Here is a 26,313-nt window from a genome sequence, read left to right as displayed (position 1 = left end):
CGGAATCCACCCGGACCATCTGGTCCGGGTGGATTCCGTGTTTCCGGTGTGCTGGGCGGGACAACCGAGGGGCAACTGAGGAGGCAACCGGCTGTGGGGCCCGGTGCCGGGAACCTGCACCGGGCCAACGCGGTTGACGCAGCCCCTCCACCATCACCACAGGTGAGAGCAGATTCCGGTTGTTTGATCCACGTCAAGGAAGTCCCCCCGGAACCGCCCTAACGTCAGAAGTGTCAAACACACCGAGCCACACTTCTGAAGGGACATCACCGTGAAAACCTGGCAGACCTGGGGCGTCGTCGGCGTCTCAGGTGCACTGATCATCCTGTCCTGGATCACCAGGTCCGATTTGCTCATGCTCGCCGCCGCCGTGGTGGCGGGCTGGCAGATCGCCGTCTCCGCCATCCAGGCCCTGCGCATCCGCATGATCTCGATCGACCTGCTGGTCATCGTCGCCGCCGTCGGTGCGCTGTTCATCAACAACTACTGGGAATCTGCAGCCGTGACCTTCCTCTTCGCCCTCGGCAAGGCATTGGAGAAGGCCACCATGAACCGCACCCGCAAGGCGCTGTCGGATCTGGTGGCGGCGGCACCGGAAACCGCCACCGTCCTGCGCGACGGCGAACCCGAGACCGTGGAGATCTGGGAGCTGGTGCCCGGCGACATCGTGCTGGTCAAAAACGGCGAACAGATCCCCGTAGACGGCCGGGTAGTCTCCGGCCACGGTGGCGTGGACGAAGCGACGATCACCGGTGAGTCCGTCCCCGCCGAGAAGAATGAAGACACGGAAGTCTTCGCCGGTACCTGGCTGCGCTCCGGTGTGCTGCGGGTGGCGGCCATCGGCATCGGTGCCGACTCCACCCTGGCCAAGATCGTCCACCGTGTCGAGGACGCCCAGGATGACAAGGCCCGGGCCCAGACCTTTCTGGAGAAGTTCTCCCGGTACTACACCCCGGGCGTGATGGTCGCCGCACTGCTGGCCGGACTGCTGACCTGGAACGTGGAACTGGCCCTGACGCTGCTGGTCATCGCCTGCCCCGGCGCGCTGGTCATCTCGATTCCGGTCTCGATCGTCGCGGGCATCGGCCGGGCGGCCAAGGACGGCGTGCTCATCAAGGGCGGCGAGTACCTGGAGACCTCCGCCAGAGTCGACACGGTGGTCGTGGACAAGACCGGCACCCTGACCAACGGCAGACCCGAGTTGACCGAGGTGGACGTGCTCGATCCCGGTTACAGCGCCGACGAGGTCCTGGAACTGGCCGCCCGCGCGGAGACCGCCTCCGAGCATCCCCTGGCCGAGGCAGTCATCCGCGGCGCGGTGGACCGGGGACTGGCGGCCACGATGGTGGAGACGGCCGAGCCGGTGGTTGGCAGGGGGATCCGCGCCCGGGTCGACGGCCGCGACGTCACCGTCGGTTCCGCTGAGCTGCTCGACCACGTCCCGGACGTATCCCGCGTCCTCGAGCTGAACGGTCAGGGCAAGACCGCGATGTATGTGGGGGTGGACGGTCGCGCCATCGGCATCGTCACGGTCGCGGACACCATCCGTACCGACGCCCCAGCGGCAGTGGAGGCGCTCCACGACAACGACATCAGGGTCATCATGGCCACCGGTGACGCCCGGCGGGTGGCGGAGAGTATCGCCGCGCAGCTCGGCGTCGACGAGGTCCGGGCGGAGCTGCTGCCGGAGGACAAACTGGTCATCGTCAGGGAGCTGCAGGCGCAGGGGCGCACGGTGGCGATGGTCGGCGACGGGGTCAACGACACTCCGGCCCTGGCGCAGGCTGATATCGGGGTGGCGATGGGTGCCGCCGGTTCTCCCGCCGCCATCGAGACCGCCGACATCGCGCTCATGGCCGACCGGTTGCCCCGGCTGCCCTACGCGCTGGAGCTGGCCCGGCGCACGGTGCGGACCATGCGGGTCAACATCACGATCGCCTTGGCCACCGTCGCGGTCCTGCTTGCCGGAGTGCTGGTGGGTGGGGTGACCATGTCGATCGGCATGCTCGTCCACGAGGCCTCGGTGCTGCTGGTCATCGGCATCGCGATGCTGCTCCTGCGGCCCACCCTGGCGCGGAGTGCAGCCCGGGGCGTCGCCAAGCCCGGCGCGGCACACCCGGTGGCCACCAGGGCATGACCGGACGCCCCTCCCACCGGAGCGTGTCGACGCCCCGGTGGGATCGGCCGTGCCCGTACGCCACCCCGGATAGCCTGCGCCCACGCCGGGTTTCTGCCAGAATCGCGCTTATGCCCGAACCGCGCCGTTTCCTTCTCCCCGCCTCGCTGCGCAGCGGCGCACTGCGGGCGGGCATCGGCGCCCTGAAGACGGTGGTGGCGGTGCTGGATGTGGCCGCCGACATCGCCCCCGGCCTGCGGATCACCCGGCGGCACCGCATCCCCCGGAACTTGGGGGCGGGCATTTTGGGGGCGGAGATCATCTCCTGGGTGGCGCTGTCCCCCTCGTTATTGCCACGACGCTGGTGGGCCACCGCCGCCAATGTCGCGGTCTGCCAGGCCGTCGGGCACGCCACCTTTGCCGGCGCGAGTTGGCTGGGCGCGAAGATCCCCGCCGTCAGGGGCATGCAGCTGCGCACCGGGCTGACCACGGCCTCGCGCAATTCCACGCACCTGCTGATCGCGGCAGTCACCGCCGCAGCCACCGTCCGCAGTCTGCAGAGTCAGCAGCGTCATGCCGCCCTGATCAACGCCACGCGCACCCGCGGCTACCGCGAGGGCATGACCGGCCTTGCCGCCGGCACCGCCGGCTACGGTCTCCTGCTGCTGCTCGGCGAAAGCGCCCAGTACGCCACCGACCGCGCGGGTGGGCTGCTGGCCCGGTTCATGCCGGGTTGGCTGGGGTGGCCCCTCGCCACGGGAGCACTCGGCTACCTGGTGGCCCTGCTCAGTGACCGGGTGCTGCTCAAACGCATCATCGCGGACATCACCAAGAACGCCGAGGAGCTCAACGAGGTGGTGTTCGCCGGCACCAGCCAGCCCCGGGAACCCGAACGTTCCGGCAGCCCCCGTTCCCTGGAGCCCTGGCGCGCCCTCGGCTCCCAGGGCCGGGCGATGATGTCCGGTGGACCGCGGGCCCGCGACATCGCCGAGGTCACCCGCATGCCGCTGCAGGACGTGCATGAACCGATCCGGATTTTCGCGGGCCTGGTGCCCGGCCGCAGTCTGGAGGCCACGGTCGAGGTGGTGCTGGCGGAGATGGACCGCACCGGCGCCTTCCAGCGCGACATCCTGATCCTCCAGACCTCCACCGGCACCGGTTGGATCACCGACTGGGGCATGGCCGCCGTGGAATTCCTGACCGGCGGAAACTGCGCCACGATGTCCCTGCAGTACTCCTACATCACCAGTGCCGTCAGTTATTATCTGGACCGCGAGCCACCCATCAAGGCCGCCACGGCGCTGATCGGCAAGGTCCTCGAGCGGCTGCAGAGCCTCCCGGACCCGCCGAAGGTCTACGTCGCCGGGGAGTCACTCGGCGCCTATGGCACGGCGGCCGCCTTCGAGGACCTGGCGGATCTGCTGGCGCGTACCGACGGCGCGGTGCTCACCGGGGCGCCGCACTTCACCAGTCTGATCCGGACACTGACCCAGGAACGCGACGGCGGTTCCCCGGAGCGGCTGCCGGTGGTAGACGGGGGCCGCCACGTGCGTTTCGTGGCACATCCCAGCCACCTGTACCACGACTACGCCGGCCTTCCCTACCGCCACGAGTGGCGGCATCCGCGGGTGATCATCGGCCAGCATGCCTCGGACCCGGTGGTCTGGTGGACACCGGCACTGTTCTACAAGCGCCCGGACTGGCTGCGCGAGGTCGGCTCCCGGGGACGTTCGGCGCCGAGCTCCATGCACCTGGACGTACTGCCCAGTCTGCGGTGGTTCCCCTTCGTCACGGCCTGGCAGATCGGCCTGGACCTGCTGATGTCCACCAAGACACAGGGACTGCACGGCCACAACTACTACGGGGAGTTCCTGCCCTACTGGGCGGCGGTCCTGGGTACGCGCGACGGCGTGCCCGTGCAGTTGGACCCGGGCCTGGAGCGCCGGGCCGTCGAGTGGATCGAGACACACCGGGTGAAGCGGTAGGTGGGATGTCTACCGGGGACGGCCACGGCGTCGGCAGGCGTGCCGCGCAGGTAGCTGTGAGTGCGCCGGCCATGGACTCTCAGTGGCCGGGGCGCGGTGTCCGGGGTTAAATACCGACGAGCTCACCGTTGACGGTGAGGTGGTCCGCCCAGTTGTCGATGTGGGAGTGTTTCCGCAGCAGCGCACGACGCTGACGTTCGGTCAACCCACCCCAGACGCCGAATTCCTCCCGGTTATCCAGGGCGGTCACCAGACAGTGGTTCCGTACGCGGCAAGGTCGGCAGATCGCGGCGGCGCTGCGCTGTTGCGCACCCTTCACGAAAAGTGCGTCCGGATCCACCTGCCGGCACGTGGCCTGGGTGACCCATTCTTCCCGGTCAAGAGGTATCTCCTCATTACCGCTGGGCCTCGGCCCCTGCCACACAGGAGCAGTATGCTGCTGGTCAAGATAGAGCGACATGGTCTTCGTTATTCTCCTCTGTGAATCGGAACCAGATGTTGTTTTCATTTCCGTCACACTGGGCCTTCGATGGCCCCACTTCCCCTCGGTCCCGAGAGGTCCGCCCAGTGGATGTCCCGTGAAGTTTCACGGGCGTTGGGGCTCGTGTGCGAGTTGTTGCGCATAGGTCAAGTCGATGGTGAGGATCGTGCCGATGTCCCGGAAAGTCAGCCCCTTCGCGCACAGCTCAAGGACAGCCTCACGAATGCCCTCCTGTGCCTGGCGGCCGGGCCGCCGTGCCTGCTCGGTGAAGTCCCTGAGGTGACCGACAGACTCGGCGTCAACCTCTGGAAGGACCAGCACCAACACCTCCTCGGAGTCATCCATCGCCGCGCCCGGGAAATTCACCAGACCCGATGTGACCGCCGTGGGTACCTGCTCCAGGAGGCGGGCCGTGGCCACCAGTCCCGTCACTTCATCGACGGTGCTGGTCCACCGCCCATCATTCCAGCGGGGTCGGGCAGTATAAATTCTCATGGTTTTCCTCTTGGCAGGGGTTCAGGGGGAGGGGAAGGACTGTCACGTGTTCCCTGGGCCCCTGATCTCCGGAGCGGGAATGATGTGATGTATTGTTGCTCGCGTCAACAATGGTGTTTCCTGAAAGAAAGTACCTCGGCCGCCGAAGATTACTCAAGGGTTTACCGGGGGAAATAGAAGATCCGGCTTCGCAGTCCCCCGGAAACCAGGGGCGCCAAATACATCGGGGCCGCTACCTCATCCCCCGGAGTCTGGGCGCGACGCACCCCATTCCACCTGCGGGAATGAAGAGAAGACGGAGAGCGGACGCTACCGCCCATCCACACCAGGAGATACGGTGCGGATCCCCATTCGGGGGTGCCCGTTCAGGATCGTGGCCCTTGCCGAGGGCCACAAAGGACGGTTGCGAGAGCCAGCGAAGGCCGCTCCCATACGGAGTCCCCGCAACGGAAACCCGCATAGCCCGGCCAAGGGATCCCGCTAGACTTACCGTAGAACTGACCACGGCCAGTGAGAGGCGCCCCCTCCGACGTGAAGACCCCCATTTCCGATTTCCTCGATCCGGTCCTCGATGGCGTCCGCGACATCCATGATGGAGAGGTCGTCGAGGGTCTGCCCGAGCGCGTCACCTCCGACCCCGAGTGGTTGAGCGCCGCGGTCTGCACGGTGTCCGGCAACATCTACAGCGCCGGGGACCACGACCTCGAGTTCACGATGCAGTCCATCTCCAAATCCTTCGTCTACGCCCTGGCCCTCCGGGAGCTGGGCCGGGACAAGGTATTCGAGACGGCGGGCATGGAGCCCTCCGGGGAATCGTTCAACGAGTTATCCCTGGGGAGGCAGAACCGTCCCATGAATCCGCTGATCAACGCCGGAGCGATCGCGGTCAATCAGCTGATCAACGGGGAGCACTCCAGCGTGGCAGACCGGGTGGAAAGGATCCGGGAATTCCTCTCTGACCTGGCAGGGCGGGAGCTGAAGATCAACGAGGCGGTCGCCGATTCCGAGTTCGACAACGCCGACAACAATCTCGCGATCGCCCACATGCTGCGCAGTCACGGCATCATTTCCGATGACGCCCGGGAGGCGGTGCTCAGCTACACCCGGCAGTGCTCGGTTGAGGTCACCGTGCGGGATCTGGCCGTAATGTCCGCGACGCTCGCCAACGGTGGTACACAACCGGTCACGGGTGAGAAGATCCTGAGCCGGGACGTCTGCCGGCTCACCTTGTCGGTGATGAGCTCCGCCGGCATGTATGACGCTTCCGGGCGCTGGATGGCCACCGTGGGCATCCCCGCCAAATCAGGCATCACCGGCGGGTTGATCGGCACATTGCCGGGGCAACTCGGCCTCGCCACCATGTCCCCGCGCCTGGACCAGCAGGGAAACAGCGTGCGCGGGGTGAAGATCTTCGAGCGGTTCTCGGAGGAGATGGGGCTACACCTGATGGAGCCGGACCCGTGGGGAACCAACGCGGTGCGCTCCATCGAAACCCACGGTGAGGACGTCATCATCAGCCTGCAGGGGACAGTCAACTTCGCCTCGGCGGAGAAGATTCTCGACGATCTCTCCCACCGCGATTTCACCGGCCGCCGCCTCATCCTCGATGTCTCACATACCGCGGGGTTCCACCGGATGAGCCGCAAGATGGTCAAGGAAGGCCTGCGCCGCTTCCGCGAAGACGGGTTTGCGGTCGCCATCTACGATCCCGGGGGAATGATCGGGGACTTCGAGTTCTCCGACGGTACTCACGCCGGCACCATTGATCACCGCTGACTCTCATTGTCCGCAGGCCGAACAGTGATCGTCCCTCTCCGCCTGCAGGGCCCGTTCCGCACGGCGGGCGGAAGCTTTGGCTGTCGGGGCAGTGGCTACCCCGCCCGGGGGAACTCCGGTGGAGATGCAACCGGGCCACCCGAAGCAGTTCTTCTTCCGCTCAACCCTGAAGCAGATCCAGGTACCCCTCCAGATGATCACGCAGGTTTTCGGGACTGAAACCAGCTGGATCCATGACGGCGGTGACCTGCGATCCCTGCAGGAAACCAAGCATGACGCCGGCGATGCTTCCCGCATTGAGGCCGGGGCGTAGATCACCGTCGGCCCCGGCTTCTTCGAGTGCCCGCAAGATCCGGTCCCGCCACCGGTCCGTCGCCTTCGCGACAAGCTGCGATCTGTCGGAATCCCGCGCGGCGGCTTCCCAAAACGACACCACGATGCGTGCCTCGTCCCGCAGGTAGGCGCTCACGGGCAAGATCTCCAGACACAACGAGCGCAGGAACGCCAGTCCCCGCAGTCCCTGCGTCGCCCGGTCGATGCGCGCCTCGGTGAGCTCGAAGACATGGTTGTAGGTCGCTTCCAGAAGGTCCGCCTTGGTGGGAAAGTACGGCTTCAAAGCCCCGTTGGCGTAACCGGCCTCCTGAGCGATTTCACGCATCGTGGCGCCGGAGAGTCCCCGGCGAGCAATGACCTGCCAGGTAGCCTCCACCAATTCACGTCGGCGCTGGTTATGGTCCACGATTTTCGGCATCTGCTCTTCTCCATCACGGGTATTGAGCCGATATTACCGGCAATCTGATGCAGCCCGACCAGTCATTCATCCGCCAACCCAATGAGAAAACCCTGCCGACCCCTTGCCAGGACGGTCACCGCGGTTTAATCTCTACGCTAGTAGAAATTAAAGTGACTGCGATCACGTGCGGGAACAAAATCCAATTCCATCACCCAAGGAGTGCAGGTCCATGCATGAACATCCCCCTCAGAATCAGACTTCACTCAGACGCGGGAAGCTCTCTACCGCTGCACTCGTCTTCATGATCATCGCCGCCTCCGCCCCCTTGACGGTCCTCGCCGGCGGCGCACCCACCAACTATGCCGTCGCTGGCCTGCTGGGCGTGCCCACCGGCTACCTGGTGCTCGGCCTGATCCTGGTCTTCTTCGCCGTGGGCTATGGCCGCATGGCCAGCAAGATCCAGAACTCGGGAGCCTTCTACGTCTACATCGCGCGAGGGCTGGGGCTGCGTCAGGGCATCGCCGGCGCCATTCTCGCCCTGGTCTCCTACAACCTGATGCAGATCGGCCTCTACGGCCTGTTCGGCTTCTCTGCAGCCAATGCAGTCGCCTCGCTGACCGGCCTCACCGTCCCGTGGTGGCTGCTGGGCGCAGTCGGTTGGCTGCTCGTCGCTTTCCTCGGCATGAACAGCATCGACTTTTCGGCGAAGGTGCTCGGCGTCATCGTGACCCTCGAGTTCCTCGTGGTCATCGTGTTCTCCGGTACAGCGCTGCTGAATTCCCCGGAAGGTGTCAGCACCAGTGGCTGGCAGCCGGACCAGTTCTTCACCCCCGGCATCGGTGTCCTGTTGGCTTTCACCATGGCGGCGTTCATGGGATTTGAATCCGGCGCCATCTACTCGGAAGAAGCCAAGGATCCCGAGCGCACCGTGCCGCGCGCGACCTATATCGCAGTTGCCGTCATCGCCTTGTTCTACGCCTTCTCCGCATGGGCACTCCAGACGGGGGTCGGCCCGGGCCACATCGTCGAGGAGTCACAGGCCCTTGGTCCAGATCTGGTGTTCGCCTGGCTCGCCGAGTTCAGCCCGGTGGCGTCGAACATCGCCAGCCTGCTGTTCGTCACCAGCCTGTTCGCCGCGCTGATTGCCTTCCACAACGCAGCCGCCCGGTACTTCTTCTCCCTGGGCCGCTCCGGCGTACTTCCCGCCGCTTTCGGCACATCAGGAAAATCGGGGGCGCCGGTGGGCGGCTCAATCGCCCAGTCGGTACTGGGGGCCACCGTCGTCACCGCTTTCGCATTCGTTGGGCAACACTCCGAGCTCAGGGAGCTCTTCCCGGTCATGACCTTGTTCACCTGGTTCACCAACGCGGCCGCCTTCGGCCTCACCTTCCTGGTCGCCGCCACCAGCTTCGCGGTCATGGTCTGGGCGAACCGCCACCACCCTGAATACCACGTCTTCGCCCGTACTATTGCGCCGGTCATCGCCGGAATCGGCATGGCAGCGGTGACGGTACTCATCCTGATGAACTTCGATCTCATGATGGAGTCCGAGGACCCGCTCATGATCTGGATCATGCCCGCGATCATCATCGGCTCCGGCGTGATCGGTCTGATCTGGGGAGAAGTACTGATCCGTCGCGGAACCGGCACCCTGCACGCGATAAGCGGGACCGAACCAACTGAGCAAGCCGTGGCCACGCCACTGTCAACAGGAAACTGACTTCACTCCAGACCCTCCAGGAAAGGTAACTCTCCACCATGTCCAACAAGAAGATCGTCATCATCGGCGCCGGCTTCGCCGGCCTCGTCGCAGCACGCGAGCTGCAGACCGCCGGCATCGAATACGAAGTCCTCGAGGCCAAGGACCGCATCGGCGGCCGGGCGTGGACCGAGGAGCGCATGGGCCGCCCCCTCGAGCTCGGGGCCACCTGGGTCCACTGGTTCCAGGCCCACATCTGGACCGAGATCATGCGCTATGGCCAACGCAAGGAGATCGAGACCTCTCCAGCCGGCAACGACGCCCATTGGATCACTGCCGGCAAGGTCATCCGGGGCTCAGAAGCTGACATCGATGACAAGCTGACCGCAGCCATGCGTGCCACCTACGAGGGCAATGACGAGTACTTCCCGAACCCCTACGACCCGCTGTGGGTCATGTCGGACGATTTCGACGGCCCGGCGGAGGTCCGCGAGAGATTCCTCGCGGACGACCAGAAGAACGCCATTGACCTGGTAACGGAGGCCGGATTCGACCAGGAAACCATCGACCTCGTCGATGCATTCTGGTGCGCCGGGTACATCGGGGATCCGTACACCGGCTCCGCACTCATGGCCAAACAGTGGGGCGCCCTCTCGGATAACCGTTACCAGGTGATGGAGGACATCACCCTCAAGTGGAAGCTCAAGAACGGCATGCAGTCGCTGTACCACGGCATCGCCGGAGACCTGACGGGCCCGCTCCGGCTGGAGACCCCGGTGGCTAAGGTCGAACACCACAACACCGGCGCCACCGTCACCACCGCACAGGGGGAAACCATCGAGGCCGCCGCGGTCATCTGCACCGTGCCCGTGGGCGCACTCGGGAACATCGAGTTCTCCCCGGCATTACCGGACAAGGTGCAACAGGTGGTCCACGACAAATGGAACTCCCAGGGCGCCAAGATCTGGATCAAGGTCAAGGGACACCACCGTTTCCTGGGGTACGCCCCCAAGCCCGCCAAGATCTCGATCCTGCGTTCGGAGTACTTCATGGACGATGACACCACCATCCTCGTGGGATTCGGCCATGACAACACCATCATCGACCTCAACTCCGTCGAGGACGCCCAGGCGGTCGTCGACCAGTGGCGCGATGACCTGGAAGTCATGGACACCACCGGCCATGACTGGGTCGCCGACAAATGGGCGGGGCAGGCCTGGGGCACTCTGCGGAAGGGCCAGTTCACCGAAGGGTGGAACCTCTTCGATGAGATCGGCTCCCAGCTGTACTTCGCCGGCTCCGATTACGCATACGGCTGGCGCGGCGTGTGCGTCGACGGGGCTCTGGAAAAGGGCATGACCACGGCCCGCAAGATCATCAACGATCTGAAGTAGTCCTCGCACCCCACCGCGCCGCCCGTCCCTTCAGGTCCCGCGCGGAGGGGCCCGGCACTGCGCCCGCCGAGCGGCCGACTCCCCTAAGCTACCCACCGTGTTCCTCTCCGCCGCGCGTCTCGACGTCCCGCCCCGGGACCTGCCCACCTACCTGGGCGGCCTGCCGGTGGTGCAGGCGCTGGCCACGGAGCCGCTGGAGTTCACTGCCCCGGTCACGGTGCTCACGGGGGAGAACGGCGCAGGTAAATCCACGCTCGTCGAGGCGCTGGCCGTGGGCATGGGTCTCAATCCCGAGGGCGGTTCCCGCCACGCCCGCTTCGCCAGCCTGGACAGCGGGAAGTCGGTGTCTCCCCTGCACGAATCGCTGCTCCTGACCCGCGCCCGCAACCCCCGCGACGCCTTTTTTCTGCGGGGCGAGACCTTCTACAACGTCGCCGGCTACTACGCCGGACTCGGACCGCCACCGGTCGGCAGCCCACGCATGGACGATCTGCTCCAGATGAGCCACGGGCAGTCGCTGATGGCCCTGATCGAGCGCCGCTTCCACACCGCCGGCCTGTTCTTCCTCGACGAGCCCGAAGCCGGCCTGTCCATGCTCCGCCAACTCGAGCTGCTGGGAACACTCTTCCATCTCACCGAAGCCGGATCCCAGGCCATCATGACCACCCATTCCCCGGTGCTCATGGCCATCCCGGGAGCCCAACTCCTGGAGATCTCCGGGGAGGGGGTCCGCCCCCGGGACTTCGAGGACACCGAGGCGGTGCGGGCGGCCCGGGAGTTCGTCGCCGACCCGGCCGGCACCGCCGCTTTCCTCACCGGGGAGGAGACATGACGCATCCTGGCCCCTTCCTCCACGGCTACCACCTCTTTGACCCGCCGCGTACCGACGCCCCCGTGCCCGGCTGGGTCCGTCAGGTGCCGGCGTTCCGGGCGCTGCAAAACGCCGGGCGGTTGCCCCTGGGCCAGCCGATCACGCTGCTGACGGGCGAGAACGGCGTCGGCAAGTCCACGTTGCTGGAGGGCATCGCGGTCAGTTCCAACTTCAACGTCCAGGGCGGGCCGTTCGGCGCCCGCGCGGGTAGCCGGAATAATCCGCTGCGCCACCTGGCCACGGTCATCCGGAGCAACCGGGCGATGGACGGCTACTTCCTGCGGGCTGAATCCCATTTCAACGTGGCCACGGAATACGGCGACAGTGCGCCCGGGGTGGTAGACCTGCACGAGATGTCGCACGGCGAGGCCGTGATGCAGGTGGTGCAGGAGTCCTTCCACGGCGGTGGTCTCTACCTGCTGGATGAGCCGGAGTCGGGCCTGTCCATGATCCGGCAGATGACCCTGCTGGCGGAACTGTACCGTGTGGCCGCCGAAGGCGGGCAGCTGGTCATCGCCACGCACTCCCCCGTGCTGCTGGCCCTTCCCGGCGCGGTGATCTGGGAGTTCACCGCGGAGGGGGACATGCAGCGGCACTCCGGGGTCACCGGCACCACCGCGTTCCGGGCGCTCCGGGACTTTCTGGCGGATCCGGCGGGCATCGCCGAGTTCATGGTCGAGGTGACGGAACGGGACTAAGAACAGCTCCCACAGCTGCGCACCACGGCCCATGTCCCCGGAAGGATCAGTGACCGGGCACGAACCACCGAGCCACCCATCCCGGCCACATCGCGCCGGGTGGAAATCGCCGGCTAGAACCAGGCCTCGGCCAGCAGCTCCAGGGAGCGGTTCCGCACGGCAGGATCAAACGCGTAGGTGACGGTGATCAGTTCATCGGCGCCGGTACGCTCCACGAATTCCTCCAGCTGTCCCTTGACGGTCTGCTGGGTACCCACGGCGCTGATCCGCAGCATCGAGTTGTCCCGGTTGCCGTGGCCGGGCAGGCTGGCCGGATCCACCGGCGGCTGGAGCGGTCGGGGCCGGCCGCTGTGGAGATCCAGGAACATCTGCTCCAGGGTGGTGAATTCCCGTTCCGCCTCGGCGCCGGTGTCGGCGACCATGACGTTGATGCCGGCCATCACGTAGGGCTGCTCAATCTGTGCGGTGGGTGACTCGGTGGTGAAGGACTCCCGGTACACCTGGATGGCGTCGTCGATCTGGTCGGGTGCGAAATGCGAGGCCAGGGAGAACGGCAGCCCCAGCTGCCCGGCGATGGACGCCCCGTTGACCGTCGAGCCCAACACCCAGATGGGCACGTTGGTTCCGGCCGAGGCGGACGACAGGACCGGCAGGCTGTGGGCCTTGCCCTCCTCGCCGAACCAGCCCTGCAGGTCATAGATGTTCTGGGCGAACGCCTGCGGTTCCGCAGAGGAACGGGCCAGGGCCTGGGCGGTCATCTGGTCCGTGCCCGGCGCGCGGCCCAGCCCCAGATCGATCCGGTCGCCGTGGATATTGGCGATGGTGCCGTACTGCTCGGCGACCATCAACGGTGCGTGGTTGGGCAGCATGACCCCGCCGGACCCCAACCGGATCCGCTCCGTGACGGCGGCGGCCTGGGAGATCAGGAGCGCGGTGGCGCTGGAGGCCAGGTTCGGGGTGTTGTGGTGCTCGGCGAACCACAGGCGGTGATAACCCAGCTGATCGGCCAGACGGGCGGACTCCATGGAGGCGGCGATGCCTTCCCGGGCGGTGCCGCCGGAGGAGATGGAGACCAGATCAAGAATGCTCAATGGGACAGACACAACGATGTTCCTTAACTACTTCAACGGCAATACGTACCCATCAAGCGCAACAACACCCGGGGCGATACATTCCTGGCCTCCCTCACAGCCGGATGCGTGCCCCGTCATAGTGCAGCCGTGGTCCGGCCAGCACCGCAGAACCGGCCTCGCCGATGTCCGCCACGCGGCGCCAGCTCATCTCCGCGGCGTCTTCCGTGAGGGTCAGCAGGCTGTAGCCATGGGCGTCCAGATCCACGTGGTGGATGTGCGGGTTGTGGTGGCGCACGTGCACCTCGGCGGCCTGGCTGAGCGGATTGTCCTCGTGGAGTTTCAGCTGGTCGTCGATATTGGGGGCGGTCACGGAGCTGCACACCAGTTCCGCGGCGATGACCTTCCCCTCGTGTTCCACGGTGGTGGCCCACTCGGAGTGGATGTCGCCGGTGAGGAACACCGTGCGCCCGGCCGGGTGTTCCGTGGCCAGCTGTTCCAGCAGCCGCCGCCGGTCGACGGCGTAGCCGTCCCACTGGTCCACGTTGACCGGGGTGCCGGCGGCCCCGGGACCGAGCAGTTCGCGCAAGGGGGATTTCACCGCCTCCTCCAGGTACATCAGATTCAGCGGCGAGATCATCACGGAGGTGCCGATGAGGTTCCAGGTGGTCGCCGCGGTACTCAGCCGGCTGGACAGCCAGGAGAATTGTTCGGAGCCCATGATGGTGCGCTCCGGGTTCGTGCGGGCCAGCGGGTGATGCAGGCCCGGGGCGCTGCGGTAGCTACGGAGATCGAGCATCTGGAGTTCGGCGAGTCGGCCGAAGCGCAGGCTGCGGTAGATGTGGCCGCCCCGGGACGGGCTTGTGCCCTGCACCGGCAGCCACTCCAGGTAGGCGCGCATGGCGGCCGCCCGGCGGGTACCCCAGTCGCCGTCGGGCACCCCGTGGTTTTCCGCGCCCCCGGCCCAGGCGTCGTTCGCGATCTCGTGGTCGTCCCAGATGACCACCCAGGGGGCGGCGGCGTGCGCGGCCTGGAGCTGGTCGTCGCGCCGGTAATGGCCGTGGCGGGAGCGGTAGTCGGCCAGGGTGCGCAGCTGCCAGGCGGGGACATGGCTCCTGACCACGCCGTGTTTTCCGGCGTAGTCCCCGCTGGCGTACTCGTAGAGGTAGTCCCCCATGTGCACCACCACGTCCACCTCGCCGCGCCGGGCGGCCGCCGCGATGTCGGCGTAGGCGGCGAAGTGGCCGGACTCGTAGTTGGCGCAGGACGTCACCGCCAGCCGCAGCTGATCGGGGTGGGAGTCCATGGCAGGCGCCGTACTCGTGCGGCCGACCCGTGAGGTATGCCCTGTGAAGGGCCCGCCCAGCACGCGGAAGCGGTAGTAGTACACCTGTGCCGGTTGCAGTCCCCGGGCGTCCACGTGGACGGTGTGGTCACTGTCTGCCGTGGCGGTCACCTCGCCCCGGGACACCGGGCCGGAAAATTCCGGGTGCGTGGCGATCTCCCAGCCCAGACGTACCGGCCGCCCGACGCCGGAGCCGGGGCTCGCGGCAGGCTCCGGGGTCACGCGGGTCCACAGCACGACGGCCGTGGGCAGCGGGTCCCCGGAGGCCACACCATGCGGGAAGGGGCCGGATTCGCGCAGGTCCGACAGTTCGGACCCGTGGCGTTGCGGCTCCGCCGGGTCGGGAGGGCCGCCGAACTCAGCGGCGACGGCCCGGCTCAGGGAGCCGGGGACGGCAGCTGTCGCCCCCAGCGCGAGTGTGCCGCGCAGCAGGGCCCGCCGCGACAGCCAGGAATCACCGGTCATTCCCGTGATTGTCCCGCCGCAGGCCGGCGCCCGGCGGCGCGACACGGGTTCGTTCACTCAAGGTTCATGCGGGGTTCACAGGAACCTGGCGACGTCGGCCGCGGTGGCGCAGCGCGACGTCGTCACGCGGACGGGGCTCAGGCGGGCACGGGGCCGCAGGCGACGCCGGTGGAGTGGTGCGGGCAGTAGCCGCCCGGCACCTTCTGCAGGTACTGCTGGTGCTCGTCCTCGGCGAGGAAGTACTCCCCGGAGGGGGTCTCCGCCAGCGGCTTGATCTCCGTGGTGATCTCGCCGTAACCGTGTTCGGCGAGCTTGGCGGCGTAGTGGTCGACGATCCTGCGGATCTGCTCGGCCTCCGCTGCGGCGTCGGGACCGGTGGTGTAGAACGCGGAGCGGTACTGTGTGCCCACGTCATTGCCCTGACGGTAGCCCTGGGTGGGGTCGTGGTTCTCCAGCGCGGTGACCACCAGCTGTTCCAGGGAGACCCGGGCCGGGTCATAGACCACCTCGACGGCTTCGGTGTGGTTGGTGCGGCCGCTGCAGACCTCCCGGTAGGTGGGGTTCTGGGTGACGCCGCCCGCGTAACCGACGGAGGTGCCCTCCACCCCCTCGGTCTGCCAGTAGATCCGCTCCACGCCCCAGAAGCAGCCGATGGCGATGATCACCGAGCGCTGGTGCTCCTCCCAGGGGCCGGTGAGCGGGGTGCCGAGCACGGTGTGCGGCTTCGGGGCCGGCAGGACCGGGTGACGCCCACCCTTCAGGGCATCCTCCTCGGCCACCAGTTCAGGATTCATCGGGAACAGCCATGCCATGATTCCAGCTCCTTTCGCGGAAGTCTCACTACTACAACAGTCATCCCTCCCTCATTATTCCCGGCTTTTCCGCTGCATACGACAGGCGCATGCCGAACGGCGAGAGTGGGCACGCAAGTTGACCCCATCAGACTCACCTATCGGATTATTTTCATTGCCGATCCGACAACTTTGCCTATCATGGGGGTCAGCGCGGTGGTGCGGCGCCGGGGACGGCGGACACCTACCGCGGACGACTTAAACGAAAGGAACTCAACATGGCTGTCTACGAACTGCCCGAACTCGATTACGCTTACGACGCTCTTGAGCCCCACATCTCCGCTGAGATCATGGAGCTGCACCACTCCAAGCACCACGCCACCTACGTCGCCGGCGCCAACGCCGCGCTGGAGGCCCTGGAGGCAGAGCGCAACGGCGAGGCCAACGCCGACAAGGTCCGCGCACTGTCCAAGAACCTGGCGTTCAACCTGGGTGGCCACACCAACCACTCCATCTTCTGGAAGAACCTGTCCCCCAACGGCGGCGGCGAGCCGACGGGTGAGCTGGCCGAGGCCATCAACCGTGACTTCGGTTCCTTCGACAAGTTCAAGGCCCACTTCTCCGCTGCCGCCACCGGTCTGCAGGGCTCCGGCTGGGCCGTTCTGGGCTACGATCACATCGCCGGTCGTCTGATCATCGAGCAGATGACCGACCAGCAGGGCAACATCTCCATCGATTTCACCCCGCTGCTGATGCTGGACATGTGGGAGCACGCCTTCTACCTGCAGTACAAGAACGTCAAGGCCGACTACGTCAAGGCCGTCTGGAACGTCTTCAACTGGGAGGACGTCGCCGAGCGTTTCGCCAAGGCCTCCAGCCACTAAGAGCGTCCGCCACGGTCTGCTTCCAGGGCTGCTGACTCAGCCCGTACGCACCACGCCTGCCCCTGTCGGGGCGGGCGTTTTCGCGTTCCCGGCCCAAGGCGGATTCCGCCGACGGAGGAGCATTTCGCCGCGGGACCGGGCCATCCCCCGCCGCCCCCACCAGTCACACCAATAACATCCATCCCAACATTAACGCAGGTTACGGGCTTACAGGGACATGAGAACGGGTCGAAAGTGGCTCCCGCGCCGCCTGAACCGCACGATTTTCTGTGTGTTACGACACCATTTCCCCGCACCCGTCCCGACGTGATAACCGGCCCGGAACAGGCAAATAAACTGATCGCCTTCCCGAATCGGAGCAGCACAGGAGGAATTTTCACCCGACACCCCCGGCCACCCCACATCACCAACGGGCCAACCCGGACATCCCCTTCCCCCTCCCTTTGGGGTTGCCAACACCCGTTCGGGTCAATATCGTGAGCCCGCAGATCACGGATTGATAACGAAACTGTCACGTTACGACAGCCCGATTGGAGAAGGACACCATGAGCAACACCATCGACAAGCCCGAGACTGTGGGTCGCAAGAAGCGCATCGCCCGGCGCGTGGGCATCGGTGCCCTCCTGGTCGGCATCTCCGCCTCCACCGGCGTCGGCACCGCGGCCGCCCAGGACTGGCAGGCTCCCGACGCCCAGGACTGGCAGACCGCCAACGACCTCTACGAGGCAGGCAGCAACCTCGTCTCCTCCGGCAGCTCCGCCGGCGTGCTGCAGAACATCGCCACCGGCGACTACGGCAACCTCGGCGAGGTGGCCTCCCCGTCCGTCGTCAAACCGGCAGAGGGCACCTTCACCTCCGGCTACGGCCCGCGCTGGGGCTCCTTCCACTCCGGCATCGACATCGCCAACTCCCTGGGCACCCCGATCAAGGCGGTCATGTCCGGAAACGTCATCTCCTCCGGCCCCGCCTCCGGGTACGGCAACTGGATCCGCATCCAGCACGACGACGGCTCGGTCTCCGTCTACGGCCACATGCAGTCGCTCTACGTCGGCGTCGGTGAGCGCGTCTCCGCGGGCCAGACCATCGCCGGCATGGGCTCCGAGGGCTTCTCCACCGGTTCCCACCTGCACTTCGAGATCCACCCCGACGGCAGCACCCCGGTGGACCCGCAGCCCTGGCTGGCCCAGCACGGCATCTACCTCTAATCCGAACGGCCGGCATTCGCCCCGGCCAGTTTGGGTGATCCGGCAACATTTCTTGCCCGCACACCCCGGAACGCGCTACCGTGTCACCCGTTGAATAACGAAACCATCACAGTAGTGATATCCCGGTAACACCAGATGCGAGGCCGACAATATTCGGCGGGAAAGAAGGATGATGTTCAAGAACACTCAGGGGAACGGGGGCGGCAGGCACCGGAAGGTCGGCGGCCAAGCCCTGAGTGGCAGGAACATCGGCCTCGCCGCGCTGGCGGCCGGAGTGGTGTCCACCGCCGGTGTCGGCGGTGCCGCCGCGGCAGCGGTGACCGCGCAGAACGTGCCGACCGGTTCGACCGACACCGCCACCGTGGATTACACCCCCGTGGCCGACGCCGCCAGCACCAGCTCCTCGGCGGGCCTGGCCCCGCAGATCCTGCCGATCGCCGAATACAAACCGGTGATGGACGCAGAGGAGCACCTGAACAAGGTGGTCCAGTACAACGACGAGCGGCTCGCCGCCACTCTCGGCCCGAAGGTGGTCAAGCCCGCCCAGGGCACCTACACCTCCGGCTTCGAGATGCGCTGGGGCACCTTCCACGCCGGCGTGGACATCGCCAACGCCGCCGGCACCCCGATCGTCGCCGCCATGGACGGCGTGGTCATCAATTCCGGCCCGGCCTCCGGCTTCGGTCAGTGGATCCGTATCCAGCACGACGACGGCACCATCACCGTCTACGGCCACATGAACACCCTGGACGTGGCCGTGGGCGAGCATGTCACCGCCGGCCAGCAGATCGCCGGCATGGGAAGCCAGGGCTTCTCCACCGGCGACCACCTGCATTTCGAGGTGCACCCGGCAGGCAGCGCCGCCATCGATCCCGTTCCCTGGCTCCAGGAACGCGGCATCATCCTCTGACCCTGCCGCGGGAAATCAGTTCTTCTCGTCCTTGGCCCGGATCAGATCGAGAGCCACCACCCCGCCGATGACCGCGGCCCTGAGGTGGTGCGGCACCCCTGCCTCGAACTGCAGCGCATACTGACTGTGCCCGAGCAGCCCGCGGCCCAGCCCGGCCCACTTCCGGGACACCCGCGCCGGTATCCGCTCCCCGACCCGGAATTCGAAGTCGAAGTCCCAGATGCTGCCGTGCAGCTCCACCACGGTGCCGTCCGCCAGGTGCATGTCCACCTGGCGGCGGAAGAAGGTGAAGCGTTTGCGCAGGTGCGCCAGCGGCTGTCCGGTGGCGTCGGCGAGCTCATAGGTGTCCCGACCGAAGTTCACGGTGTCCTCGACCGACAGCACCGCCCGGCCATCGGCCTCCGTGACGTGCAGGGAACGGCTACCCAGGAGGAACCGTGCGGCCGCCGAACCGGTCGTCTGGATCACGCCCACCACCTCACCCTGCTGGTTCATGATGTCGAAATTGTTGCTCATGATTCCGGTGACCTGCTGCATGATCAGGGTGTCCTCCTCCAGCAGCGAGGGCCGCGACGGCAGGTGGTGGGGATCGGGGTGATTCGGTGTCGTCATGTGCCAGATTGTGCCCGTCCCCTCCGGCGTGGGCCACCGGGGCACACCTGCTGTGGCGGGAACGTTATAGTTCCCCGCCCCCGTTCCACGGTGCTCCGGTGGCTCCGCCGACCGTCTCCTGCTCGACGATGAAACGGCGGAACTGGTTGACCGGTGGCGCTGCTGCCGCGTCCCGGCGCCAGACCACACCGAGTTCGCGGCGGGCCGGCGGTTCCAGCGGGCGCAGCACCACTCCTGTGGGAGCCAGGTAGGGATCGTTCATCGGCAGCAGAGCCACGCCGAGGCCGGCGCTGACCAGTCCCGCCACGGTGGACAGTTCCATGGACTCGAAGACGAAGTCGGGCTGCAGGTCGGCCTGCTGCAGCAGCTCGTCCAGGAGCAGCCGGGTGCCGTAACCCGGCCGCATGGCGATGAAGTCTTCCTCGCCCACCTGCTCCAGGGACACCGGCACCGGCCCGGCGGCAGCCAACGGGTGGTCCTCGGGAAAGGCGATCGCCAGCGGCTGACTGCACAGCTCCGCCCAGCCGAGCGGGGAACCTGCCGCGCCGGCGCCCACCGGGCGGGGCCCGACCAGGGCGAGGTCCGCGTCGTCGGCAAGCACCCGCTCCGCCAGCGGACGCGCGGCGTCCTGGTGGAGCACGAAATTCACGTGCGGGTGCACGCTGCGGTAGGAGCGCAACAGCCCGGGCACCAGCCAGGTCCCCAGGGAGTGCATGAAATCCAGGCGCACGGTGCCCTGTTCCGGATCCATGAGGCGGTGCACCTTGACCGTGCCGTCCCGGAGTTGGTCGAGGACGGCCACCGCGTGCGGCAGGAAGGCCCGGCCGCGGGCATTCAACCGGAGCCGACGTCCCGTCCGCTCGAAGAGGCCGGCACCCACCTGTGCCTCCACGCGGGCGACGCGGCGGCTCAGCGAGGGCTGGGAGATCCCCAGCTCGGCGGCCGAGGCGGTCAGATGGCCACTGCCGGCCACAGCGACGAAACCCGCCAGGTCGGCGGACGACAGTTCCCTCACGGCGTCTCCCATGCATCAGATGAATTGCTTTCTGCTATTTCTGTCATTTTACTAATGACGGGGCTCGGGGCACCATGAAGCCATGGCTGCAGCAACCGGCACCTCCCCGACGCCCTCCGCCTCCCCTCCGCCGGCACAGGGGCTGCGGCGGGACCAGCGGGACTACCGACGCGCCACGGTGGCCACCCTCGCCGCCGGCCTGGCCTCCTTCAACGCCATGTACCTCACCCAGGCGATGCTGCCCACGCTCGTCGGCCAGCTGGGGATGAGCCCGACCGGTTCCGCCCTGACCGTGTCCGCGACCACCGGCATGCTGGCACTGTGCATCGTGCCGGCCTCGATCCTGTCCGAGCGCTTCGGCCGCGGGCGGGTGCTCATCCTCTCCGCACTGCTGGGCACCCTCCTCGGGCTGCTCCTGCCCTTCGTCGCGTCCGGAACCACCCTGATCCTGCTGCGGGGGCTGCAGGGCGCGCTGATCGCCGGTGTCCCGGCCGTGGCGATGACCTGGCTGAGCGAGGAGGTGGATCCCCGCGACCTGGGCCGGGCGATGGGCACCTACGTGGCGGGCACAACCGTCGGTGGATTGAGCGGCCGACTCATCCCCGCGGGTGTCCTGGAGTTCTCCGACTGGCGTTGGGCGGTCGGGCTCAGCGCCCTCGTGGCCGTCGGCTTCGCGGTCCTGCTCACCATCCTGCTGCCGAAACAGAAACACTTCACCCCGAAGTCCATCCGGCCGAGGGCGGAACTTGCCGCCATGTCCGGGCACTGGCGCAATCCCCGGCTGGCCGCGCTGTTTCTCATCGCCTTTCTGGCCATGGGCACCTTCGTCTCCCTGTACAACTTCCTGGGCTTCCGGCTGATGGAGGAGTTCGGGCTCAGCGAGGGACTGGTGGGCCTGGTCTTCGTGCTCTACCTGGCTGGCACCTGGAGCTCCGCCCGGGTGGGCAGCTGGAATGACAGGTTCGGCCGGGGCACCACGATGCTCACGGCAGCGTTGACGATGCTCGCGGCCCTGGCGCTGAGCGCGGTGCCCAGCCTGGTGGCCACGCTGGTCGCACTGCTCGTGTTCACGGCTGCGTTCTTCACCATCCACTCCTCCGCCTCCGGCTGGGTCGGGCTGATCGCCACCACCCACCGCGCCGAAGGTTCCAGCATGTACTTGTTCTGCTATTACCTGGGATCTTCCCTGTTGGGTTGGGTCTCGGGCTTTTTCTTCACCGGCCTGGGCTGGCACGGCATGCTGGTCTGGCTGGGTGGGATTCTGCTGTCCCTGGTCGCGGTGGTCGCCTTCCTGGCCCGGCGCGACGTCCCGCTCGACGCCCGCCCGGCTGCTGGCGCCACCGACCCGGCCCCGGACCGTCCCTGAGCCCTGCGGCGCCTTCCTTTTCCCCGACTTTGCCCGGGCTATTTGCCGGGACTAGGTTCAAGGATATGAACCAGCAGTCCAGCCCCGCCGGAGAACCCGCCGGAGCAGCCGCCCCCGCCGACGGTGAGCCGGCCGCCCGTTCCGGGCGGAACTCCGACCGCCGCAGCTGGCACCGCAGGGCCAGTCGACCGGTGACTGTCTGGTTGGTCCTGCTCGTGATCGCCGGCCTGATCCACCCGGTGATCCCGGAGTACCGCTGGGTGCTCATCCATCTGTTCACCCTCGGCGCGGTGACCAACTCCATCGTCCTGTGGTCCCAGCACTTCACCGAGAAATTCCTGGGACAGCGCCTGCCCGACGCCGCCCGGCCCCGGCAGTTGCTGCGCATCCGCCTCCTGAACGCCGGCATCGTGCTGACCCTGCTCGGACAGACCACCGGCGGGGTCTGGGAGAGATCGTGGCTCCTCACCCAGGCGGGCGCCGCAGTCATTTCGGTGCTGCTGCTCTGGCACGCGGTGGCGCTGGCGGGGCAGTTCTTCCGGGCGGAGCGGGCCCGGCGGTTCCGGGCCGCGGTGCTCGCCTACGTGGCCAGCGCCCTGTGCCTGCCGGTGGGGGCGGTCTTCGGCGCGGTACTGGCGATGGGGCCGGGAGCAGGCTGGCAGGAACGTCTCCTACTGGGCCACCTGGTGGTCAATGTCCTGGGTTTCATCGGCCTGGCGGCCGTCGGCTCGTTGGCGGTGCTCTTCCCCACGATCTGGCGGACCCGGGCCGGCCGCGACCGTACCGCCGGGGCCGTGGCACTGCTGCTGGCCGGGCTGATCGCGACCACCGTCGGGGCACTGCTCGATCACGGCACCATCGCGGGCGCGGGCCTGCTGGTCTATGTCGTCGGCTGGATCCTCGCCGCTCTTCCCTGGGTGGGCAATGTTCTCGCCGTGTGCCGGGATCCCCGGGACCGGATCAGCTTCGCGGCGGTCTCGGTGGCACTGGCTCCGCTGTGGTTGATCGGCACCCTGCTCCAACTCGCGGTGCGGGCCCTGCTCGCCGGGGAGCAGCTGGCCCAGGTGCCGTTGCCGAGCATCCCGTTGCTGGTCGGTTTCGCCGCGCAGCTGCTGATCGGGGTGATGAGCCAGCTGCTGCCCGCCACCATCGGTGGCGGTGCTGGCGCGGTGCGCACCGCGATGGTCGAACTCAACCGCGCCGCCCTGTTCCGCGCCACCCTGGTCAATCTGGGGCTGGCGATCTGGCTGGCCAGTGACTATTCCTGGTTGAAGGTGGTCATGTCGGTGCTGTCCATCGGTGCCCTGGTGGCGTTCCTGCCACTGGTGGCGCGGGGAGTGCGCGCCCAGGTGAAGGTGTTGCGCAGACAACGGGAACCGGTGCCCGCGCCAGCGGAGCCACGGCCGGCGACCGGGCAGATCACCGCCGCGATCGCCGTGGTGGCGTTGATCCTCGCGCTCTTCGGTGGCCTGCACGGTCCCGGTTCGCCCGGCCCCACCGACACCGCGGTGAGCACCGGCGCGGGCGACGAGAACGTCACCGAGGTCACCGTCGTGGCGGGGGACCTGGTCTTCGAGCCCGCCCAGGTGAGCGTGCCCGCCGGCAACCGGCTGCTCATCACCCTGCGCAACGAGGACACCATCGCCCATGATCTCCGGCTGGAGAACGGAGTCCGTTCCGGGCGGCTGGTGCCCGGACAAGAGATGCGTCTCGACGCCGGGATCATCACCGCAGACGTCAACGGCTGGTGCACCATCGCCGGCCACCACGCCCAAGGCATGACCTTCGACGTCCTGGCGGCCACGCCGACGGACGCCGGACCGGAGACGACGGACACCCGGTAGGGCACCCCGCCCCTCAGCCGGCGGGGTCGAAACCCGGCAGGATCGGGGTTCCCGGAGCGCCCGCGGTCAGCCAGTCCCGCACGGCGGCGGTGGCCCGGCAATCGTCGCCGTTATAGCTGAGCAACTGGGCCCGGGCCCGGTCGGCGGCCGCCTGGTCCGGGCCCATCGCCACGCGGTAGGCGTGGACGGACTGCTCTCCGTCGAAACCCGCTTCATCCCAGCTGAATCCGGCCGCCGGGGCGACGATCTTCAATCCCAGACCGGCGGGGCCGGCCAGCTGGCGGCGCACCACCTGGAACATGTCGGTCCATTCCGCTGCGGCGATGAACTCCCTGACCTCGGCTTCTGCCGGCACGCTCACCCCGTCGAAGGTCCGTCCGGCGAAGCGGCGGGCGCTGGTGAGCAGCCAGTGGTTCTCCCCGTGGGCCGAATAGCAGTACGCGGCGAAGCTCCGCCCGGCTTCCCGCGCCTGCCGACGCGTGGTGGACAACCAGTCCCAGAAATGGGCGAAGTTCGCCGCCTCCGCGTCGCCGCCCAGCTCCCCCCACGTAACGAACGGCCGGTAGATGTCACCGTCGAATGCTCCCCAGAGGTAGGCCCCCTGATCCAGATAGGCCTCAACGTCGATGTCGATCTCCACGTCGGCCCGTGGGGCGGTGATGCTCTCCCGCCGCCGCAGCACGGGAACCTGTTCCCGGAACGCCCACGCCAGCGCGGAGGGTTCGCCGAGCCGGGCGTCGATCAGCCCCTGCACGGTGGTGATCCCCTGCTCCCGGAAGGACCGGGCACGGTCGCCGGGCAGAAAGAGGCTGATGTCATCGGCGGCTGACAGCTCCGGGGCGCAGTAGCGCCAGAACCGGCAGCTGTCGCATTCCTTGACCCGTCGGGGCCCCGGAGGCGGGGGCACGGTCAGGGCGTTGTCCAGGGCGCGCTGGTGCGTGGCGGTCTCCGCCAGGAACACCTTGGCGCGGTCCTGGCCGACCACCCCGCCCCACCCGGAATCCAGCCCGACCGTCGCCAGGGCGCGGGCGGCCAGGGACAGGCGGTAACCGTCGATGGCGTGGTGGCGTTGCTGGTAGGGCACGGTGGAGGGTTTCGCCAGGCCGAGTCGGGCCGTGGAGATCGCCGGCATCTCGGAGCCCTCCCGGCGGCGGGCGACGCGGTGGTTGCTGACCATCACCGGCAGGTAGTCGCCGTCGCGCAGCCGGGCCAGCGCATCCACCCGCACGTGCCAGTCGTTCCCGGCGGAGGTGCCCCGGAACACCGCCCCGGTGATCAGGTTCGCGCCAGCGGCCAACGCCTCGAGCGTGTCGAACTCCGCGGCCGGACCCGCCGGGACGTCGATACGCAGGAAGCGTTTGGGATCACCGATCGCCGGAGCCACCGGCAGCAGCGCATGGATCTCAGCGCGGGCAGCGGCGAAACGTTCGGCACGGCGCTGGCTGGCATCAGTCGGTGCCGTGTCCGGGTGACGCCGGCGCTGTACGAGGCGGTAACGACAGCCCACCAGATCCGCAGGTTGCAATTCCGTTTCATTGATGTTGGGCCCCACAATGGCCCCAGCCTATTCCACGACAACAGGTAATGTTGAATCCGACTGAACGCTTCACAGAAGACGTCGATCACTGTACGAACTGCACAAGCTGGGAGTTGGACGGAAAACATGGGCATTCTCGAGTCAATCCGGAAACGCCGCGCAAAGACCAAGGCGGAGATCAAGGCAGCAAAGTCGCGGGCCAAGACCGAGGCCAAGGAATCCGCCAAGCTTGATCTCCGGCGCGCCAAGCTGCTGGCCAAGCAGGAGAACAACCTTCTCAAGGCGGAGCAGAAGGGACTCAAGTCCAAGCGGAAGCACGAGCGGAAGCAGGCGGAAACGGAACTGGCCAAGATCAAGGAAGGCAAGTTCAACAAGAACAAGGTGAACCGGTGGATCGGCGCCAGCCGTCTCCTGGTGCCGGTCCTGCTCCCGGTGGCGTACAAGGCAGTGACCGCCACCAAGGAGAAGTTCACCGAAGCCCGTGCCCACCAGATCGGCGTGACCTCCGATGAACTGGCCCGCTTCTCCGGACACGGCGCCCCGATCAAGGCCCGCATGCAGGGCATCCGCCACACCCTGGAAGAGTCCAAGGACCTGACTCCGGGCTTCGTCCGTGACGCCGAGGACCGGCTGGAAGAACTCGGTACCGCCGTGGACAACGCGGAGTACATGACACCGGAGCAGCGCCAGCGCGCCCACAGTTCCATCAACCGCGACATCGATCTCCTGGTCAACCAGATCCAGGAATCCCTGACCCGCCGCTAGCACGGGGCAGAAGCTCCGCCGAGCGCCGGTGCGGGGTCGTGAGGGGAATGCCGGCTGAGAGCATGGGGGTGCTCTCGGGGAGTCGGGGGAGTGCGGATTCTGGGTATTCCGTGTTTCATGGCGCGCCTACATTTTGTGGTGCGGCCACGCGGGCGCTACCGCGCCAGCCAGAGGAACCCGGGGAGTGTCAGCACCCTCTCCGGTAGACTGCGCCGGCCATAGCGCCCCGTCCGGTACCAACCCCGGTCTGCGCTGA

Annotated in this window: 22 protein-coding genes; 13 read left to right on the top strand and 9 right to left on the bottom strand. The window is 67.2% G+C overall.

The features are described from left to right. Positions 1-271: 271 nt before the first annotated feature. Positions 272-2,137, top strand: coding sequence for a heavy metal translocating P-type ATPase (locus ACQCVD_RS13555; RefSeq protein ID WP_426824307.1), 1,866 nt, complete (start codon positions 272-274; stop codon positions 2,135-2,137). A gap of 110 nt (positions 2,138-2,247) precedes the next feature. Next, entirely contained in the window at positions 2,248-4,101 is a 1,854-nt protein-coding gene (locus tag ACQCVD_RS13550) for an alpha/beta-hydrolase family protein (RefSeq protein WP_426824306.1), read from the top strand. A 106-nt stretch (positions 4,102-4,207) separates the two neighbouring features. On the opposite strand, the gene ACQCVD_RS13545 is transcribed toward ACQCVD_RS13550, so the two are convergent. Further along, positions 4,208-4,561, bottom strand: coding sequence for a WhiB family transcriptional regulator (locus tag ACQCVD_RS13545; RefSeq protein WP_426824305.1), 354 nt, complete (start codon positions 4,559-4,561; stop codon positions 4,208-4,210). Positions 4,562-4,687: 126 nt separating this feature from the next. After that, on the bottom strand, positions 4,688-5,077 hold the full coding sequence (locus ACQCVD_RS13540) for a hypothetical protein (RefSeq protein WP_426824304.1): 390 nt from the start codon (positions 5,075-5,077) through the stop codon (positions 4,688-4,690). 531 nt (positions 5,078-5,608) lie between these two features. Between ACQCVD_RS13540 and ACQCVD_RS13535 the strand changes: the two genes are divergently transcribed. Beyond that, positions 5,609-6,853: a glutaminase gene (locus tag ACQCVD_RS13535; protein WP_426824303.1), complete on the top strand. Its 1,245-nt coding sequence runs from the start codon at positions 5,609-5,611 to the stop codon at positions 6,851-6,853. 160 nt (positions 6,854-7,013) lie between these two features. Here the strand turns inward: ACQCVD_RS13535 and ACQCVD_RS13530 are convergent, their stop codons facing one another. Beyond that, positions 7,014-7,604 (bottom strand): TetR/AcrR family transcriptional regulator, encoded by a 591-nt coding sequence (locus ACQCVD_RS13530; RefSeq protein ID WP_426824302.1) that lies wholly within the window; start codon positions 7,602-7,604, stop codon positions 7,014-7,016. Positions 7,605-7,887: 283 nt separating this feature from the next. On the opposite strand from ACQCVD_RS13530, the gene ACQCVD_RS13525 reads away from it, so the two are divergent. The 4 genes from ACQCVD_RS13525 (at position 7,888) to ACQCVD_RS13510 (ending at position 12,248) form a co-directional block, all read left to right on the top strand. After that, positions 7,888-9,306 (top strand): APC family permease, encoded by a 1,419-nt coding sequence (locus ACQCVD_RS13525; RefSeq protein ID WP_426824301.1) that lies wholly within the window; start codon positions 7,888-7,890, stop codon positions 9,304-9,306. Between the two features lie 38 nt (positions 9,307-9,344). Continuing rightward, positions 9,345-10,679 carry a flavin monoamine oxidase family protein gene (locus ACQCVD_RS13520; protein ID WP_426824299.1) on the top strand — a complete coding sequence of 445 codons (1,335 nt, stop codon included), beginning with the start codon at positions 9,345-9,347 and terminating at the stop codon, positions 10,677-10,679. 97 nt (positions 10,680-10,776) lie between these two features. Continuing rightward, positions 10,777-11,511: an AAA family ATPase gene (locus ACQCVD_RS13515; RefSeq protein ID WP_426824298.1), complete on the top strand. Its 735-nt coding sequence runs from the start codon at positions 10,777-10,779 to the stop codon at positions 11,509-11,511. Further along, positions 11,508-12,248 (top strand): AAA family ATPase, encoded by a 741-nt coding sequence (locus tag ACQCVD_RS13510; RefSeq protein ID WP_426824297.1) that lies wholly within the window; start codon positions 11,508-11,510, stop codon positions 12,246-12,248. Before ACQCVD_RS13515 ends, ACQCVD_RS13510 begins: the two co-directional genes overlap by 4 nt. Positions 12,249-12,361: 113 nt before the next feature. Here the strand turns inward: ACQCVD_RS13510 and ACQCVD_RS13505 are convergent, their stop codons facing one another. From ACQCVD_RS13505 to msrA, 3 genes are all read right to left on the bottom strand, one after another. Further along, complete coding sequence (locus ACQCVD_RS13505) at positions 12,362-13,351, bottom strand: LLM class flavin-dependent oxidoreductase (protein ID WP_426824296.1); 990 nt, start codon at positions 13,349-13,351, stop codon at positions 12,362-12,364. A gap of 82 nt (positions 13,352-13,433) precedes the next feature. After that, positions 13,434-15,128: an alkaline phosphatase D family protein gene (locus tag ACQCVD_RS13500; RefSeq protein ID WP_426824295.1), complete on the bottom strand. Its 1,695-nt coding sequence runs from the start codon at positions 15,126-15,128 to the stop codon at positions 13,434-13,436. A gap of 137 nt (positions 15,129-15,265) precedes the next feature. Then, positions 15,266-15,940, bottom strand: coding sequence for a peptide-methionine (S)-S-oxide reductase MsrA (gene msrA / locus ACQCVD_RS13495; RefSeq protein ID WP_426824294.1), 675 nt, complete (start codon positions 15,938-15,940; stop codon positions 15,266-15,268). 257 nt (positions 15,941-16,197) lie between these two features. On the opposite strand from msrA, the gene ACQCVD_RS13490 reads away from it, so the two are divergent. From ACQCVD_RS13490 to ACQCVD_RS13480, 3 genes are all read left to right on the top strand, one after another. Continuing rightward, entirely contained in the window at positions 16,198-16,803 is a 606-nt protein-coding gene (locus ACQCVD_RS13490) for a superoxide dismutase (protein ID WP_426824293.1), read from the top strand. Positions 16,804-17,348: 545 nt separating this feature from the next. Continuing rightward, the gene (locus ACQCVD_RS13485; RefSeq protein ID WP_426824292.1) at positions 17,349-18,008 is read left to right on the top strand and encodes a M23 family metallopeptidase; all 660 of its coding nucleotides are present in this window, start codon (positions 17,349-17,351) and stop codon (positions 18,006-18,008) included. Between the two features lie 172 nt (positions 18,009-18,180). After that, complete coding sequence (locus ACQCVD_RS13480) at positions 18,181-18,918, top strand: M23 family metallopeptidase (RefSeq protein WP_426824291.1); 738 nt, start codon at positions 18,181-18,183, stop codon at positions 18,916-18,918. Positions 18,919-18,933: 15 nt separating this feature from the next. Here the strand turns inward: ACQCVD_RS13480 and ACQCVD_RS13475 are convergent, their stop codons facing one another. Both ACQCVD_RS13475 and ACQCVD_RS13470 read right to left on the bottom strand, forming a co-directional pair. Continuing rightward, positions 18,934-19,530 carry an LURP-one-related/scramblase family protein gene (locus tag ACQCVD_RS13475; RefSeq protein WP_426824290.1) on the bottom strand — a complete coding sequence of 199 codons (597 nt, stop codon included), beginning with the start codon at positions 19,528-19,530 and terminating at the stop codon, positions 18,934-18,936. Between the two features lie 64 nt (positions 19,531-19,594). Continuing rightward, positions 19,595-20,557 carry a LysR family transcriptional regulator gene (locus ACQCVD_RS13470; protein ID WP_426824289.1) on the bottom strand — a complete coding sequence of 321 codons (963 nt, stop codon included), beginning with the start codon at positions 20,555-20,557 and terminating at the stop codon, positions 19,595-19,597. Positions 20,558-20,627: 70 nt separating this feature from the next. Here ACQCVD_RS13470 and ACQCVD_RS13465 point away from each other — a divergent pair, with 70 nt between their 5' ends. Next, on the top strand, positions 20,628-21,911 hold the full coding sequence (locus ACQCVD_RS13465; protein ID WP_426824287.1) for an MFS transporter: 1,284 nt from the start codon (positions 20,628-20,630) through the stop codon (positions 21,909-21,911). Between the two features lie 65 nt (positions 21,912-21,976). Beyond that, on the top strand, positions 21,977-23,755 hold the full coding sequence (locus ACQCVD_RS13460) for a cupredoxin domain-containing protein (protein WP_426824286.1): 1,779 nt from the start codon (positions 21,977-21,979) through the stop codon (positions 23,753-23,755). A 13-nt stretch (positions 23,756-23,768) separates the two neighbouring features. Here the strand turns inward: ACQCVD_RS13460 and ACQCVD_RS13455 are convergent, their stop codons facing one another. Then, on the bottom strand, positions 23,769-25,280 hold the full coding sequence (locus ACQCVD_RS13455) for a TM0106 family RecB-like putative nuclease (protein ID WP_426824285.1): 1,512 nt from the start codon (positions 25,278-25,280) through the stop codon (positions 23,769-23,771). 138 nt (positions 25,281-25,418) lie between these two features. On the opposite strand from ACQCVD_RS13455, the gene ACQCVD_RS13450 reads away from it, so the two are divergent. Then, a complete protein-coding gene (locus ACQCVD_RS13450; protein ID WP_426824284.1) occupies positions 25,419-26,057 on the top strand; it encodes a DUF6474 family protein in 639 nt (212 codons plus the stop codon). Positions 26,058-26,313 lie beyond the last annotated feature (256 nt).

The organism is Corynebacterium halotolerans, from assembly GCF_050107895.1.
Taxonomy (GTDB): Bacteria; Actinomycetota; Actinomycetes; order Mycobacteriales; family Mycobacteriaceae; genus Corynebacterium; species Corynebacterium halotolerans_B.
Note: the sequence above shows the minus strand (reverse complement) of the source record. Positions and strands in the feature narration are given on the sequence as shown.

Excerpts from the sequence above, each read along its gene's own strand:
- ACQCVD_RS13470 (WP_426824289.1), bottom strand. The coding sequence starts at position 20,557 with ATGGGAGACGCCGTGAGGGAACTGTCGTCCGCCGACCTGGCGGGTTTC.
- msrA (WP_426824294.1), bottom strand. The coding sequence starts at position 15,940 with ATGGCATGGCTGTTCCCGATGAATCCTGAACTGGTGGCCGAGGAGGAT.
- ACQCVD_RS13465 (WP_426824287.1), top strand. The coding sequence starts at position 20,628 with ATGGCTGCAGCAACCGGCACCTCCCCGACGCCCTCCGCCTCCCCTCCG.
- ACQCVD_RS13475 (WP_426824290.1), bottom strand. The coding sequence starts at position 19,530 with ATGACGACACCGAATCACCCCGATCCCCACCACCTGCCGTCGCGGCCC.
- ACQCVD_RS13540 (WP_426824304.1), bottom strand. The coding sequence starts at position 5,077 with ATGAGAATTTATACTGCCCGACCCCGCTGGAATGATGGGCGGTGGACC.
- ACQCVD_RS13450 (WP_426824284.1), top strand. The coding sequence starts at position 25,419 with ATGGGCATTCTCGAGTCAATCCGGAAACGCCGCGCAAAGACCAAGGCG.
- ACQCVD_RS13550 (WP_426824306.1), top strand. The coding sequence starts at position 2,248 with ATGCCCGAACCGCGCCGTTTCCTTCTCCCCGCCTCGCTGCGCAGCGGC.
- ACQCVD_RS13500 (WP_426824295.1), bottom strand. The coding sequence starts at position 15,128 with ATGACCGGTGATTCCTGGCTGTCGCGGCGGGCCCTGCTGCGCGGCACA.
- ACQCVD_RS13525 (WP_426824301.1), top strand. The coding sequence starts at position 7,888 with ATGATCATCGCCGCCTCCGCCCCCTTGACGGTCCTCGCCGGCGGCGCA.
- ACQCVD_RS13520 (WP_426824299.1), top strand. The coding sequence starts at position 9,345 with ATGTCCAACAAGAAGATCGTCATCATCGGCGCCGGCTTCGCCGGCCTC.
- ACQCVD_RS13480 (WP_426824291.1), top strand. The coding sequence starts at position 18,181 with ATGTTCAAGAACACTCAGGGGAACGGGGGCGGCAGGCACCGGAAGGTC.
- ACQCVD_RS13490 (WP_426824293.1), top strand. The coding sequence starts at position 16,198 with ATGGCTGTCTACGAACTGCCCGAACTCGATTACGCTTACGACGCTCTT.
- ACQCVD_RS13485 (WP_426824292.1), top strand. The coding sequence starts at position 17,349 with ATGAGCAACACCATCGACAAGCCCGAGACTGTGGGTCGCAAGAAGCGC.
- ACQCVD_RS13530 (WP_426824302.1), bottom strand. The coding sequence starts at position 7,604 with ATGCCGAAAATCGTGGACCATAACCAGCGCCGACGTGAATTGGTGGAG.
- ACQCVD_RS13545 (WP_426824305.1), bottom strand. The coding sequence starts at position 4,561 with ATGTCGCTCTATCTTGACCAGCAGCATACTGCTCCTGTGTGGCAGGGG.
- ACQCVD_RS13460 (WP_426824286.1), top strand. The coding sequence starts at position 21,977 with ATGAACCAGCAGTCCAGCCCCGCCGGAGAACCCGCCGGAGCAGCCGCC.
- ACQCVD_RS13510 (WP_426824297.1), top strand. The coding sequence starts at position 11,508 with ATGACGCATCCTGGCCCCTTCCTCCACGGCTACCACCTCTTTGACCCG.